The organism is Lapidilactobacillus bayanensis (assembly GCF_003946695.1).
Classification (GTDB): Bacteria; Bacillota; Bacilli; order Lactobacillales; family Lactobacillaceae; genus Lapidilactobacillus; species Lapidilactobacillus bayanensis.
This window is the reverse complement of the sequence record NZ_RHOX01000009.1, coordinates 52,058-66,881: the sequence shown is the minus strand read 5'-3', so window position 1 is coordinate 66,881 and position 14,824 is coordinate 52,058. Positions and strand designations below refer to the sequence as shown.

15 protein-coding genes, 1 pseudogene and 1 riboswitch are annotated in these 14,824 nt (G+C 39.3%); of the genes and pseudogenes, 14 read left to right on the top strand and 2 right to left on the bottom strand.

Annotated elements, in window-relative coordinates; genetic code table 11:
* The first annotated feature begins 132 nt into the window (after positions 1-132).
* The 7 genes from EKM65_RS04935 to EKM65_RS04905 all read left to right on the top strand — a co-directional run bounded on the left by EKM65_RS04935 (position 133) and on the right by EKM65_RS04905 (position 7,126).
* Positions 133-1,428 carry a bifunctional folylpolyglutamate synthase/dihydrofolate synthase gene (locus tag EKM65_RS04935; RefSeq protein WP_164506828.1) on the top strand — a complete coding sequence of 432 codons (1,296 nt, stop codon included), beginning with the start codon at positions 133-135 and terminating at the stop codon, positions 1,426-1,428.
* A 49-nt stretch (positions 1,429-1,477) separates the two neighbouring features.
* Positions 1,478-2,161 (top strand): RadC family protein, encoded by a 684-nt coding sequence (gene radC / locus EKM65_RS04930; RefSeq protein ID WP_125606197.1) that lies wholly within the window; start codon positions 1,478-1,480, stop codon positions 2,159-2,161.
* A 166-nt stretch (positions 2,162-2,327) separates the two neighbouring features.
* Positions 2,328-3,674: an ABC transporter substrate-binding protein gene (locus EKM65_RS04925; protein WP_125606194.1), complete on the top strand. Its 1,347-nt coding sequence runs from the start codon at positions 2,328-2,330 to the stop codon at positions 3,672-3,674.
* Between the two features lie 109 nt (positions 3,675-3,783).
* The gene (locus tag EKM65_RS04920) at positions 3,784-4,674 is read left to right on the top strand and encodes a carbohydrate ABC transporter permease (RefSeq protein WP_225420405.1); all 891 of its coding nucleotides are present in this window, start codon (positions 3,784-3,786) and stop codon (positions 4,672-4,674) included.
* A gap of 12 nt (positions 4,675-4,686) precedes the next feature.
* Positions 4,687-5,544, top strand: a complete 858-nt coding sequence (locus EKM65_RS04915; protein WP_125606191.1) for a carbohydrate ABC transporter permease — start codon at positions 4,687-4,689, stop codon at positions 5,542-5,544.
* A 12-nt stretch (positions 5,545-5,556) separates the two neighbouring features.
* Positions 5,557-5,949 carry an RDD family protein gene (locus tag EKM65_RS04910; RefSeq protein WP_125606188.1) on the top strand — a complete coding sequence of 131 codons (393 nt, stop codon included), beginning with the start codon at positions 5,557-5,559 and terminating at the stop codon, positions 5,947-5,949.
* 37 nt (positions 5,950-5,986) lie between these two features.
* Positions 5,987-7,126: a glycoside hydrolase family 88/105 protein gene (locus tag EKM65_RS04905; protein ID WP_125606185.1), complete on the top strand. Its 1,140-nt coding sequence runs from the start codon at positions 5,987-5,989 to the stop codon at positions 7,124-7,126.
* 308 nt (positions 7,127-7,434) lie between these two features.
* Here EKM65_RS04905 and EKM65_RS11445 read toward each other — a convergent pair whose 3' ends face one another.
* Positions 7,435-7,737, bottom strand: coding sequence for a helix-turn-helix domain-containing protein (locus EKM65_RS11445; RefSeq protein WP_225420404.1), 303 nt, complete (start codon positions 7,735-7,737; stop codon positions 7,435-7,437).
* Positions 7,683-8,315, bottom strand: a complete 633-nt coding sequence (locus EKM65_RS04900; protein WP_225420403.1) for an AraC family ligand binding domain-containing protein — start codon at positions 8,313-8,315, stop codon at positions 7,683-7,685. Before EKM65_RS04900 ends, EKM65_RS11445 begins: the two co-directional genes overlap by 55 nt.
* Positions 8,316-8,920: 605 nt before the next feature.
* Between EKM65_RS04900 and mreC the strand changes: the two genes are divergently transcribed.
* The 7 genes and pseudogenes from mreC to EKM65_RS04865 all read left to right on the top strand — a co-directional run bounded on the left by mreC (position 8,921) and on the right by EKM65_RS04865 (position 14,634).
* Positions 8,921-9,781 (top strand): rod shape-determining protein MreC, encoded by an 861-nt coding sequence (gene mreC / locus EKM65_RS04895; protein ID WP_125606182.1) that lies wholly within the window; start codon positions 8,921-8,923, stop codon positions 9,779-9,781.
* Positions 9,782-10,306: a rod shape-determining protein MreD gene (gene mreD / locus EKM65_RS04890; protein ID WP_125606179.1), complete on the top strand. Its 525-nt coding sequence runs from the start codon at positions 9,782-9,784 to the stop codon at positions 10,304-10,306.
* Between the two features lie 25 nt (positions 10,307-10,331).
* Complete coding sequence (locus tag EKM65_RS04885) at positions 10,332-10,997, top strand: septum site-determining protein MinC (RefSeq protein ID WP_125606176.1); 666 nt, start codon at positions 10,332-10,334, stop codon at positions 10,995-10,997.
* A pseudogene (gene minD / locus EKM65_RS04880) lies at positions 10,997-11,752 on the top strand (septum site-determining protein MinD); the annotation flags it as partial. The gene EKM65_RS04885 and the pseudogene minD, both read left to right, overlap by 1 nt.
* A gap of 740 nt (positions 11,753-12,492) precedes the next feature.
* Entirely contained in the window at positions 12,493-13,140 is a 648-nt protein-coding gene (locus tag EKM65_RS04875; RefSeq protein WP_125606170.1) for an amino acid ABC transporter permease, read from the top strand.
* A gap of 12 nt (positions 13,141-13,152) precedes the next feature.
* Positions 13,153-13,788 carry an amino acid ABC transporter ATP-binding protein gene (locus tag EKM65_RS04870; RefSeq protein ID WP_125606167.1) on the top strand — a complete coding sequence of 212 codons (636 nt, stop codon included), beginning with the start codon at positions 13,153-13,155 and terminating at the stop codon, positions 13,786-13,788.
* Positions 13,789-13,797: 9 nt separating this feature from the next.
* A complete protein-coding gene (locus EKM65_RS04865; protein ID WP_125606164.1) occupies positions 13,798-14,634 on the top strand; it encodes an amino acid ABC transporter substrate-binding protein in 837 nt (278 codons plus the stop codon).
* 63 nt (positions 14,635-14,697) lie between these two features.
* Positions 14,698-14,796: riboswitch (TPP riboswitch) on the top strand.
* The last annotated feature ends 28 nt before the right edge of the window (positions 14,797-14,824 follow it).

Here is a 14,824-nt window from a genome sequence, read left to right as displayed (position 1 = left end):
CTGACGAGTTGACCGCCACAATTTAAGTGGAAAGTTTAATCCGCATTAATGCGACAAAATTTATACATCAATTACTTGTAGTCAGTTGTTCAGGTTATGTTTCAAATTTCAATCAGGAGTGGAGGTGTGTCGATGTTTACAACAATTGATGAAGCCTTAAGCTATATTCATTCACGGCCAAAATTTCAGCGTACAAATAAATTGACGTTAATGAAGCAAGCCCTTAGTTTGTTTGCAAATCCTCAGAATACTTTTCCCAGTATTCATGTTACGGGCACGAATGGTAAAGGTTCCGTTAGTCATTTGGTTAGTGAGATTTTAGAGGCCCATGGTTATCGCGTCGGTTTGTTCACATCGCCGTTTATTCTGCGTTTTAACGAACGGATTCAGCTTAATAATCAACAAATCAGTGACGCTGATTTATTGGCATTGGTGAATCAAGTTAAGGCTCAACTTGAACGAGTTGACTTAGCGTTGACAGAGTTCGAATTGGACACCGTTTTAATGTTTGTTTACTTTGCCCAACAGAAAGTTGACGTCGGTGTGATTGAAGTTGGCATTGGCGGTGCCCATGACCGCACCAACGTGATCAATGCCATGATTGGCGTGATTGCCTCGATTGGCATGGATCATGAGCAAATTATCGGACCAACATTGGCTGATATTGCCCGTGAAAAAGCTGGAATTATTAAAACTGGGCAGACAACGATTCTCGGCAAGTTGCCTGAAGCAGTTCAACCCATTATTACTGAAAAAATGACTGCTGAATCGGCTCAAGGTCTTTGGTTAGGGCAACAATTCCAATTTAGTAAGCTTAAGTTAAGCGGTGGGACGGCTATTTTTAATTTAACTGGACCGCATGATTTGCAACTGAGTCATTTACAAATGCCAGCTTTGGCTGAATGGCAAGTAGCGGATGCAAGTTTGGCGATTGTTGCGGCAACCGAGTTTTTGCAAAAGCAACAAGCTGAATTGGATGTGCCGACTTTACGGCGTGTCTTACGGCGATTCAACGTTGCCGGTCGAATGGAGTTGCTCAGTCACGAACCATTAATCTTAATTGATGGCGCGCACAATACCAATGCTATCAGCGCCTTAATCCAGGGTGTTAAAAAGTCATTCCCCGGTAAAAATGTTTATTTAACAATGGGAATGATGGCAGATAAAGATATTGCTGAAGTGGCGGATTTGTTGGCACAGACTAATTGGCAAGTTACTTGGACAACAATTCCCAGCAGTGCCCGTGCAGCGACTGTAGCCGATTTACACGCCATCTTAGGTGAAGGGATCAATTCCACTGCTACTTGGCAAGAATCGCTCCAACGCGAAATGCTGGCCAGTGGCGGCGATGGTTTGTATCTATTCGCCGGTTCATTTTATTTAATTACAGATGTTCGTCGTTTTTTATTAGCAAATCAAAATTCTTAAAAATTTTAAGTCACGCTTTCGTATTTAAATACGAGAGGGTGATTTTTTTATGGAACAATTAGTGAAAGTACCACAGATTACAATGTTAATGCCACGAGAGGCTGCGCTGAAATATGGAATTAGCGCGGCAACGGACGTTGAACTGCTACAGATCATGTTACGAACAGGAACTGCGAAAAAGTCATCGGGTCAATTAGCGCAACAATTAGTGACTCAATATGAAAACTTGGCATTTTTATCATTGGCACAAGTTGACGAATTGACGCAATTCTCAGGAATCGGTCAGACGAAGGCGATTGAATTACAGGCCGCGTTTGAACTAGGCAAACGGGCCTTGGCGCAGCGCCAGTTACGCCAAGGAGTCGTCGCCTCATCAGGAATGATTGGTTATCACATGCAGGAGAAGTTACGAGGATGTCTCCAAGAAAAGTTGATTGCTGTGTATTTAGATACGAAAAATCAAATCATTCAGGAGCGAGTTATTTTTATCGGTGGGTTAAATAGCTCGGTGGCGCATCCACGCGAGATTTTTCAGCAGGCCGTTCGTTTATCAGCAGCCCGGTTGATTATCGTTCACAACCATCCCAGTGGTCAAATGACGCCATCGCAAAACGACATTAAATTTTCCCAGCGACTAATCGAATGCGGTAAATTAATGGGAATCGATTGTTTGGATCATCTGATTATTGGGGCAGAAGGTTATTTGTCGTTGAAGGAAGAAGGGCTGATTTGAAGGAGAAGATTAAGAAGTCAATTTAGTTAAAGAATGAATGATTTTTACAACTCAATTGTGAAGACATGAATAATCCATTGCCTATAGTTATGAAAGCGGTTAAACTAGCGTCAAGCGAATGGAAATATCGCTAAATAAATTCTTGGTTGGGTCTAGGAGGATAACTATGAAGAAGAATTTTTGGAAGAAAATTTTGACTGTTAGTTTGTTAAGTACTGCTTTACTAGCAGGATGTAGTTCAGGATCTAGTAATGCGAGTTCAGATAAATCAAGTGCTAAGGGTGAAATAACAGATAAGAAAGTTACGATCAAATTCTCATGGTGGGGCGCAGATAACAGACATGAGGCAATGAAGAACGTCGCTAAGCTTTACGAAAAGAAGCACAAGAATGTCACGGTCAAGGTTGAATATGGTGCCTGGGATGGTTGGCAATCTAAGGTTTTGACGCAATTATCCGGTAAAACTGAAGCTGATGTTATGCAAGTTAACTATAATTGGCTTTATTCATTTGGTAAAGGAAAGAATATTTTTTACGATATCAATAAAGTATCCGACTATTTAAAGCTTGATAATTGGGATAAAACTTATTTGAAGGCGATGCAAGTAGATGGTCAACAATCCGCGGTGCCTTATGGAATGACTGCTCGTGTCAATCTGATGAACCAAGCATTATACAAAGAAAATGGCATTGAGATTCCTAAAACCTATAGTGATCTTCTGAAGGCAGGCAAAGTTATCGGTAAGAATAATACGTCAACTGGAAAAGATAATAAATATGCCTTAATTAACGTTGGCGATATGGCACTTGATCTTTTCTTAGGCCAAATGCTATACGACAATACTGGCAAAGTCATGCAGACTGACGGTAAGGTAAATTACACGTCAGCACAAGTTGAAAAGGTGCTAAAGCAATATAAGGCTTTAGAAGATGCTGGTGCGATGCCAACTTATGCTCAAGATAGCACTATTGACACGAACTCAAATCCACAGTGGGTTGAAGGACGTACGGGTGGTGTTTATGAATGGGCAAATTCACTCGCACAATGGACTGGCACGTATAAAGGTGGTAAGGCAACAGATGATTTGAAAGTATCACCTTATTTACAAGTTTCAGAGAGTAAAAAACCAAGTGTCTATGTAAAACCAAACTTTGGCTACGCTATTTCTCGTAATTCTAAGAATCCAGAAGTTGCTGCAGATTTTATTAATTTTATCTTTACAGATAAAGAAGCAATTAAGGCTGCCGGCGATGCACTAGGCGTTTCTAGTAATAAAGTCACATACAAGACACAATTAAAAGAAAATCTTGTTGAAGGTGCCGTTAAAGATGCGTATGACATGTTTGGTGGATATAAGCAGACTGTAATGGATCCATATTACGAAGATGAAAATGTTCGTGGTCAACGTTATGACGTTATCGAAGGGTTCCGGACAGGTAAATATACTGCCGCACAAGCAGCAAAAGAATTTATTAGCAAGCAGCAAGAGGCCTTGGATAAGTATTATAGATAGTCAATAATACAATGTTTATTGGAGGATCCGCTCTTTTTGGAGGGGACTTGCGATCCTCTATTTTTATTAATATCAAAGACTATAGTTAGTCTCCGAGGAGATGCATCAAATGTCGAATAGTAAAAAGATTAAGAGTATTTGGATATATGGCATGTTAGCGCCATGGGTGATTGGATTCGTTGTATTTAAGGTATATCCAATCGTTGTTTCGTTTATTTATAGTTTGATGGAGTATCCAATTCTTGGGGATCCAGAATTTATAGGGTTAAAAAACTATATTGAAATCTTCACTAAAGATGATACTTTTAAGGCTTCATTCTTCGCCACAATGAAGTATGTGTTAATTGGTACGCCTGCTGTTATTATCGTTTCATTTATTGTCGCAGCAATCCTTAATTTCAAATTAAAAGGTGTTAACTTTTTCAGAACAATGTATTACATTCCATCAATTCTTGGTGGGAATGTTACTGTTTCGATTTTATGGACAATGTTGTTTGATGTTAATGGTCCGGTAAATACTGTGCTTAGTATTTTTAATTTCGGTGGTGGCGTTAATATTAATTGGATCAAAGATCCGTCATTTGCAATTTTTACGTTGATTATTTTGAAAACTTGGCAATTCGGCTCAACGATGCTTATCTTTTTATCAGCCCTGCAAGGTGTTTCAAAATTGCTATACGAGGCTGCAGCAATTGATGGTGCTTCTAAGTTTAGACAGACAATCAGTATTACAATTCCCATGATCACGCCGGTCATACTATTTAACACAGTCAATGTGCTAGTAAAGGAATTTCAAGAGTTTAATTCGGCATACCTGATTACAAAAGGTGGCCCGAACAATACTACTTATTTTTTGAATCTATATATTTATGACCAGGCTTTCCAGAACGGTAATTATGGTTATGCCAGTGCGTTGACCTGGATTCTATTATTAATTATCGGTGTTCTGACAATAATAGTTTTCAAATCCTCAAATCGCTGGGTATTTTATAATGATTAGGAGGGAGAAGTAATGGGATTGAGTAAAACGCAAAGAAGAGTTAACGAGATTATTCGCTATGGATTATTAATTATCGTCGGCATTATTTTAATTTATCCCTTACTGTGGATGATTGGATCAAGTTTTAAAGAGAACAGAGAAATTTTTGGTACACTGAGTATTTTCCCATCGGCAGGACATGCGGTTTTCAACAATTTCGCCGATGCTTGGCAAATTACCAAAGAGCATAATATTTGGTTTTACTTTGCTAACACAATGAAATTCTTAATTCCCAAAACGTTTTTTACACTTCTTTCCTGCCTCTTAACCGCGTACGTTATTGCACGGAAAAGTTTTAAAGGGAAAAAGTTCGTGTTTGGTGCAGTTATTATTACATTATTAATGCCAGAATTAGCTTTTCGGATACCGCTATATCTGTTTTATCGGCAAATCGGCTTATTAGATAAGTTTGCCAGTTTATATATTGCCGACGTTTTTGCCAGTTCTTCATTTTTTATTTTTATGATTATTCAATTTATGCGGACGATACCAACGGAGCTAGATGAAGCTGCAGTGATGGATGGCTGCAATGAGCTCCAGATCTTGTTCAAAATTATTGTTCCCGTATTAAAGCCTATTTTGATAACCGTGGGGTTGCTTTGCTTTATGTGGGGAATGAATGATTTCCAAGGACCATTAATTTATTTGAACAGCCCGGATAAAACAGTTCTGTCCGTTATCTTGAAGCAACAACTTGACGGTGAGGCAATGGTTTCGTATGGCAGAGTATTTGCTGCATCAACATTAGGATTATTGCCAATGATTGCACTGTTCTTCTCTGGGGCACGCTATTTTGTTGATGGTGTGGCAAATACTGGTGGAAAGGAATAAGGGAAAAGATAAATGTTATTAATCAAAAGAATTATGGCACAAATCATTGATTTTATGATTGCTCTGCTTTTAATGTTTGTGACATTTAGTTTTATTATCCCAATTATTCGTAAAGTCGTGCCTAACAATTTATTTCTCACTGCGATTGCATTCGTGGTTATTATTGGTGGCTATTATCTTATTCAATATCCCTTCATGATTAATGGACAAACAATTGGTAAAGGATTTTTTCGCTTACGCATTGTTTCCACTGACAAAGTACGCCATACAGTTTCAGTCGCCGTCATTATTCAACGTGAAATTCTGTGTAAACTAATGAGTTGTTACTTAATTTGTTTGCCTTTATTTTTTGGTAAGAATGGTGGTCAAGATGAAGTAACACATACTAAAATAATTCAATTTTAGCTCATCATTAAAAAATGAAGTTCGTGAGGAATAATAAGTGGATAATGTCGGAAAGCTTTTAGATGGCATCTTAGAGGAATCGACGCCTAGTCAACCTGCCTGGAATATAGAAGCCAAACTCGAAAGCAAGCCTTCAAGTTGGAGCTATATAGATGGATGTATGGCAATGGCCGTTTTGAAAATGTACGAGGCAACCAACAATCAATATTATTTTGACTTTTTGGATTCATTCATTGATTATTACATTGCTGATGATGGTACGATTCGAGGATATCGTTTAACAGATTATAACTGTGATTTTATTAATGAAGGTAAGGTCCTATTCGCGCTATATAAGGAAACAAAGAAAGAGAAGTATAAAAAGGCGCTAGATGTTTTATATTCACAAATGTTACTTCAGCCGCGAAATATACAGGGCAGTTTCTGGCATAAATTAATATATCCCAGTCAAGTCTGGTTGGACGGATTATATATGGTTGCGCCATTTTATGCTGAATATGAAATTTGTTTTAATCAAGGTGCTCAACTCTCAGATGTTTTAAGGCAATTTCAAAATGCTTATCAGTCCATGTCTGATCCTGAGAGTGGTTTATTATTTCATGGTTATGATCCAACTCGTTCCGCCTTTTGGTCTGATCCAGTTACTGGCCGTAGTAAAACAGCTTGGACAAGAGCAATTGGGTGGTATGCAATGGCGCTTGTTGATACTGCCGAGATTATTTTGACCAATTCTAGTTTTGAAGCTATTGAATTAAGCAGACAGTTGCAGGATATGATGACAACGGTGCTTCAATATCGCGACGACGAATCAAAAATGTTTTATCAAGTAATTGACCAAGGTACGCGCAAAGGTAATTATTTAGAAACAAGTGGTTCTTGCGCGCTCGCTTATTCGATGATTAAGGGAGCAAAACTTGGCATGCTGAATGAACGTTTCTTAATCGAGGGGACGAGAATTCTTGAAGCAGTTGTGAAGCAAAAACTGGTTGTAAATGATCAGGGCAGTTTCATTCTAAAAGATATTTGTTTAGTAGCAGGATTAGGGGGCATTGCTGGCAAAGGAACGTATAAACAGCGTGATGGTTCGTATGAGTACTATATTTCCGAGCCAAGAGTAAACAACGATGCAAAAGGAGTTGCACCTCTAATATTTGCCTATGCAGAATTATTAAAATAAAAAGCAAATTAAAGGTTGGGTTGATCATAAAGACAAAAAGAGCTAGGAAATCGATGGAAAATTCCCTAACTCTTTTTTGTTGATGTGGAATGAAAGTACGATTGCCCAATATCACTTAATCACAGTATTCTGTTCAACCAAAAATCGAGGTAAATAAAACAGCTAGACTAATCATTAAGCTTAACTTAACGTTCACGCCAATCTGTAATTTTTGCCAGTATTATTAGCTCTTTAATCGACATTAGTTTAGATCAGTTAGCGTAATTAGGTGATTCTGAAACTTATTTTTAATTGTCACAGTCCCTTATTTAAAAGTTGTTCTTCTCACGGAGCGCTTTTTTGTAGGCACTCGTCTTTTTTCGATACTGTAGTGGGGAAGTTTCAGTGTATTTCTTGAAAACACGATTATAATAAGTGATATTATCGTAGCCAACTTTAGCAGCTATATCGGCAATGCTAAGATGGGAATCTTGTAATAATTTTTGGGATCGTTGAATTTTTTGAATGTTGGTAAACTCTGAAATCGTGTAGCCGGTATTTATTTTGAAGCGACGGCTTAAATAACTTTTGTCAAAGCAGAAATGACGGGCAATATCTTCCAAGGTTCCCACATTAGCGGAGTTTGTTTTGATATATTGTTCAACTTCATTAATAATTTCATTGGTCTCAATATTGGATTGATTCGGTAAAAATCTCTGCCACCAGTAACCTTTAAACGTTCCAAATAGATGACCAACTCTAAAAATTTGATTTGGACAGAAGCAACGTACTTTAATTCTTTATTGATGACCTCGTTGGCTATTCCATGAAGTAAACCTTGCACGTAAGGGCGATCTGCCGATGGAACTTGAATCATTCCCCGGAAGTCGTTAAAAAATAAGTTTAAATCAATTCCAAGATGAATTGCTGACTCATAGAAAAATTGCTTGTCGTATTGAACTAGAATACGATCATGAGCAAGTGCTTTATCTGAAAAAGTGCTGTGGATCTGTTCAGCATCGACAATAAATAGACTGCCTGCTTTAGCTGTATAAATTTGATTGTCAATAAAGAACTTCCGATTCCCAGATATAAAATATTGTAATTCACATTCTGGATGCCAATGCTTGGTCATATTGTATTTTGAGTCGCGTGTAGATCGCTCAATATTTAAACTATTCATGATGCCGCTATAAATCACATGTTTCATTGTTTCACCATAACCTTATCAGTGCTAAATTATATTTGAAAGCGCTAACCATATTATAACATTTACTTGTCCAAGTGTTTTTTACAATAAAAAATGCTTTGATAATTCTTAAATGGATTTGAAGTTTAATTTTGACGGATGTCAGTTATGTTTGTTTCTCTGCGCTAACGTACATCAATCTTTCCGTTTAAATACAAACACCCAATTTGTTGTCTTTCGCACTTTGATTTGAAACGTGCTCAAGGCAACTGGGTGTCGTGTATTTAAGCGTGAATCTTGCTGCATTAACATGCATCAATCTTCCCGTTTAAATACAAACACCCAACCCGTTGGCTTTCGCACTTTGTTTTTTAAGTTTTGATTGTGATGGCTTTTTAAGATTTTGTGGGTATGTTATAATTTGCTTTAGCATTAGTCCGCGAAGAACGTTTTGATGGCCTTTTATTTGTGGCTTGGTTGCTGCTTTGTCGTCGCGTTTGCTTGTCACGCAAGACCCGCTTGCTGGCGATAATTGTGGGATTATTTATTGAATAAATACTGAAACGGACACATTAAGGTCTGAATTGCGGGTTGACGCCCGCTTTTTTGATTTACTGGAGGATCTAATGAATAAGTTTTTTTCCAACAAGAAGTTAATAATAATCATGATTACTTTGATTGCTGTTTTTGGTATGCTGTCGGCGTCAATTAGTCTGCGGAATAATCGTAATATGCCTGAGCCAGTTCAACGTTTTGGTAATGATGCTTTGGGTGCGGTGGGAACGGTAATCACGGCGCCGGTTAATGTTGCGCGCAATGCCACTTCTGGAGTTCGTGATTTACTCAATACCTATCAGGAAAATAAGACGCTGAAGGCAAAATTGGCAACGATTGCGGCAACTGAAGCAGAGAATCAAACTTTAAAAAATGAAAATAACAACTTAAAGAAACAACTAAACTTAAATGAAACATTGACTGATTACACCAAAATTAGTGCGGCTGTCATGAGTCGCTCACCAATTAACTGGCAGAATTATTTAGTCATTAATCGTGGTGCCAAAGCTGGTATTAAGAAAAATATGCCGGTTGTTTCTGGTGCGGGCTTAGTTGGTCGGGTGATTGAAGTTAACGATACGAATTCCAAAGTTGAATTAATTTCTAGTAATAATAATTCGAGCAGTCGCTTTGCGGCCGAGATTAGCACCAACGCTGATACACCAGTGACGGGGTTAATCACGGAGTTTGACGATAAAACAGCTAGTTTGGTTATGAGTCATTTAGTAACGGCTGATAAAGTTAAGGTCGGTCAAAAGGTGATCACCTCGGGTCTTGGTGGCGCCACACCACGAGGCTTGTTAATCGGAACGGTCAGCAAAGTTAAAAAAGATAATTATGGTTTGGCCAATACAATTTACGTCAAACCAGCAACGAATTTGAATAACTTTTCGGTTGTGACGGTTATCAGTAGTTCGATTGGAGACAAATAAATGGAGCGTAAGTTACGCCGGCGTTGGCTTATTTTAATCGTACTTCTCGTGGGGTTCTTTTTAGATGGCAGCCTTAGTTTAGCGTTGTCGCCATCATTATTTGCTGGCGATTTACAAATTGCCCCGCAGCTCTTATTAATGGAAATGGTTCTGGCCACTTTTATGGCGCCCGATGAACCGTTCATGTTTTGGCTCGCACTATTTTGTGGTTTATTTTACGATTTATTTTATACCGGTTTGATTGGCCAATATACGTTGATTATGCCTGTTATCTATTTGTTGGTGCGCTATTTACTAAAGTATTTTCAACAGAAATTTATCTATCGTTTGGCTGCTTTCGTAATCGCGGTGTTATTGGCACAAGTAATTTTGTACGCGTTGGCGCTGTTCTTTGCCTTGTCTAATCAGAGCATTTGGGATTTCGTCAGCAATGTTTTAGCACCGACAATTTTATTTAATATCGTGATATTTGCAATTTGTTACTGGCCGAGCCAGAAATTACTCGATTTAATGATTCGAGAATAATTATTGGGGATAAGGAGCAACAGCGATGGAAAACATTTCTTTAAAGGCCAGCAACACTGGTTATCAAATTGAAATTCCGGGAACGAGTGACTTTGAACAAAGTTTAACTGAATTAAAAGCGATGTTAAAAAAAGTTCGCGGAGCGGATCAAAGTACACATGAGACTGAATTTTCTGTGAATACTGGCTTGCGTGTCTTAACTGCTGAGCAGCAAGCGGCATTAAAAGCAGTTATTATGTCGTTTGATCATTTCTCAATGGCAGAAGTAACTGCTGATGTTCAAACTAACAAGGTGGCCGCGGCGGCTCTACATGCGCAGAAAGTTTATTTCGTGCCCCAAATTATTCGGAGTGGTCAGGAAATGTTTTTTGATGGCGATGTTGTCTTATTAGGCAAGGTGCATCAAGGGGCAATTCTTGAAGCTGCTAGAAATATTTATGTCGTCGGCAATGTTGATGGTGCGGTTTTACACGCGGGTTATCCTGCCAACGATGATGCGATTATTTCAGGCGATGTTAGTAAGGCCGCACAAATTCGCATTAGTAATTTGGTCGCCATTGTGGCGGATAGCCCAGAACTTGGCCAGCAAAAATTTGCTTATATCAATGACCAGCATGAACTAGCTTACGCAGCAATGACTGATTTAGCGAAGCAAAAACCAGCACTCTACCAACAAATGGAGGCACAATAATGGGGACTGCCTTAGTTGTCACTTCCGGTAAGGGCGGTGTAGGCAAAACGACGACGACCGCCAATTTAGGTGCGGCCTTAGCGTTACTTCACAAGAAAGTCTGTGTCGTTGACTTAGACTTAGGACTGCGTAACCTTGATTCTGCACTCGGCCTACAAAATCGAATTATTTACACGATCGTTGATGTTATTCAAGGTCGTGCTGATATTGAGCAGGCTTTAATTGCTCACCCTGACTTTGATGGTCAGCTTTATTTATTGCCCGCTGCTCAGAATGCTGATAAAAACGTCTTAACTGCGCAAGCTGTCAAGCAAGTGGTTAGCGCATTAAAAAAGAATTTTGATTTTATTTTATTGGATTGTCCAGCCGGAATCGAAACTGGTTTTGAAAACGCCGTTGCTGGTGCTGACGGTGCAATTCTAGTCACCAATCCAGAAAATGTTGCGGTGAGTGATGCTGATCGAATTGTGGGCCTGTTAGAAGCACGGCATTTGGAATTTGGACCACGCTTGATTATTAATCGAATTCGCAAGAACCTGATGAACAAAGGTTTGACGATGAACGTGGCACAAATTACGGATCATTTAGCAATTCCTTTATTAGGGATTGTATTTGACGATGATGAGGTGATTGCGACTGCCAATCAAGGTAAATTAGTGGCTGTCAATGCTGATAATCCTGCTGCTCAGGGTTATCGCAATATTGCGCGGCGTATGTTAGGCGAAACCGTGCCACTGATGTCCTTAACAGACGAGACGAATCTTGCCACTGACGAGGTCGTTACTGAACCGATAAAGAATAAATCGCTGGCTAATTCAGCCACTGATCAGACTCAAGATGTTGTTGATCCAATCGCATCCGCAGCAGCGGATAAAGTTTCTGAACCAACAACTGAAATGAAAGAATTAACGCAAACCGCAAAACAGCCTGCAGTTAAAGAAGCATCTAAAACTAAAAAGTCTGCCGATTTAAGCGCAAAGACTGACACTAATGTGAAGGCGACCGCAACTGAATCCGCGCCTAAGACAGCCGCGACAACGGTTGAAAAACCAACGCCACCTAAGAAGTTAAGTTTCTGGCAACGGTTGTTTGGCCGTCGCCAATAATATTTTTACAGAAGTACTGTCAATATTTTTTATAAAAGTACTTGACTTTTCGTTCCTAACTGCTTAATATTCTCCTTATAGATTTTGATTGTGTTTTTGAATTGTCCCGGCGATAACCGCTTTGTTCAGAGAAGTCCTGGTTGGTGAAAAGGATTGATAAGTTATCGTGCACAACAATTCAACAATTAAATTTTAGTTAGAACTTTAATTAAATCGGAATCGGTTGGCCCCGTTATCAGTACAGTTTAATACTGTGTGAGTCAGTAACTGCGAAGTTGCTGTAAGTTCGAGGTGGAACCGTGTTGATCAATGATCAAATACCCTCTAGACATTTTGTCTAGGGGGTATTTTTTTATGGTCGGGTTTTATAAATAGAGGAGTGTGGACAAATGAATTGGCATTATATTAGTGAGATTTTACCCGCGTTACTTGATGGTACCAAAATGACCCTCAGTATTTTTGTGTTAACGTTAGTTTTAGCAATTCCTTTAGGCTTGTTGGTTAGTGTCGGCTTACATTCTGAATTCAAACCGTTAGCCGCCGTTTTGAAATTATACGTTTGGTTAATGCGGGGTACGCCTTTGTTGCTACAACTGATTTTTGTCTTTTATGGCTTGCCAATTGTGCATATTGTCTTTCAGCGTTTCTCGGCCGCATTATTTGCTTTCGTTATTAATTACGCAGCTTATTTTGCTGAAATTTTCCGCGGCGGCTTGCAGGGCGTTGATCGTGGTCAAATTGAAGCAGGACAAATGTTGGGTTTGAACTCATTCCAAATTTTCCGGCACATTACGCTGCCGCAATTAGTTAAACAAGTCATTCCAGCAATGGGCAATGAAGTAATTAATTTAGTTAAAGATTCTTCGCTGGTTTATGTTTTAGGATTAGGCGATTTATTGCGCGCAGGTAATATTGCAATGGCGCGCGATGTTACCTTGGTGCCATTGTTGTTAGTCGCGATTATTTATTTGTTGTTGACGGCCGTGTTGACTTGGGGCTTGCGCAGTCTAGAACGTCATTATAGTTACTATGAATAGAGGGACATCATCATGTTAAAATTAGAAAATATTACCAAACAAATTGCCGGTCGTCCTATTCTAAAAGACGTTTCTTTTGAAGTTACCCAAGGACAGACGCTCTGTATTGTTGGTCCCAGTGGCGCCGGCAAGACCACGATCTTGCGCACAATTATTGGTTTGACGAATTACGATAGTGGTGAAATTCTTTTAAACGGGCAGAAATTTATTCCGCAAATTGACAATATCAATCAAGGTGTCATTGGTGTTGTTTTTCAGGATTTTCGCCTCTTTTCACATTTGAGTACTGCTGAAAATATTAGTCTGGCACCGCGTTTGAAAACGAAGACAACGCCAAAAGAAATTCAAGCTGCCACCGAAAAGTTATTAGCACAGCTTGGCTTAACTGATAAGGCCGATTTATATCCCTTTCAATTATCAGGCGGTCAGAAACAACGTGTTGCCATCGCTCGTGCCTTAGCATTACATCCCCAAATTCTTTGTTGGGACGAACCAACCTCGGCATTAGATCCGGACATGCGCGACAATGTGGTGTCTTTAATCGAGCAACTTAAGCAAGAAAATATTACGCAAATCGTTGTCACCCATGATTTGGATTTCGCCCAGAAAATTGCTGATCAAACATATGAATTAGCACCGATAAAATAGGGGGTGACGATGTTGAAGAAGAATTGGCGTCTGTACTTGCTGAGTTGTCTGCTCATTATTTTATTGCCCCTAGTCACAGCTTGTTCGAATTCAATCCGCGACTTAAAGGCCGTCAATCAGAAGAAGACCACACTAATTGCCGGGATTGACGACACTTTTGTACCCATGGATTTTCAAGCCAAAAATGGCCAAATTATTGGCTTTGATGCTGATTTAGCTCGGGCTGCCGGTAAAAAGTTAGGTCAAAAAATAGTCTTGCAATCGATTGACTGGGATATGAAAGAAACAGAATTACGTAACGGTACCATTGATTTGATTTGGAATGGCTACACTAAAACCAAGGCACGGGAAAAACAGGTCGCGTTTTCCCAAGCATATTTACGAAATCGTCAAGTTCTAGTGACGTTAAAGAAAAGTCAGATCACGTCGTTTACTGCGATGAAGAATAAAAAAATTGGCCTACAAAATGGTTCGTCAGGACAATCTTTATTTAATGCTCAACCACAAGTTTTGAAAAATATCGTCGCGCAAAAGTCCGCGATTCTCTATGATAACTTTAATAACGCCTTTCTTGATTTACAGGCGGGGCGGATTCAAGGTGTCTTAGGTGACAGTATTTACGCCGGTTATTATATTCGCCAGCATCACAGTTCTGAACAGTATCGAGTCGTAACGGGTGGTTTTCCCGAAGAGACTTTTGCAGTCGGTTTGCGTAAATCGGATGTTAAATTGCGGCAACGACTTAATCAAGCCTTGACTGAACTTTATCAGGATGGCACGATTGCCCGTTTGAGCCAGAAGTGGTTCAAGGAAGATTTAAGTCTTAATCCCGCCACGGAGAAGTAATTGGGTCTTGACACCCGCGATAAATAACGTTTTAATAATAAACGTATAGAAAACCGAATAATTACCGTCACAAAGGGGAGCCATTTCGGCTGAGAGTGATTAAGTTCAGACCCTTGAACCTGTTGTGTTAACACACGCGTAGGAATTGTGATGGAGTGAAAACTCCTGCTTTGTTGATGGTAAAAATAAC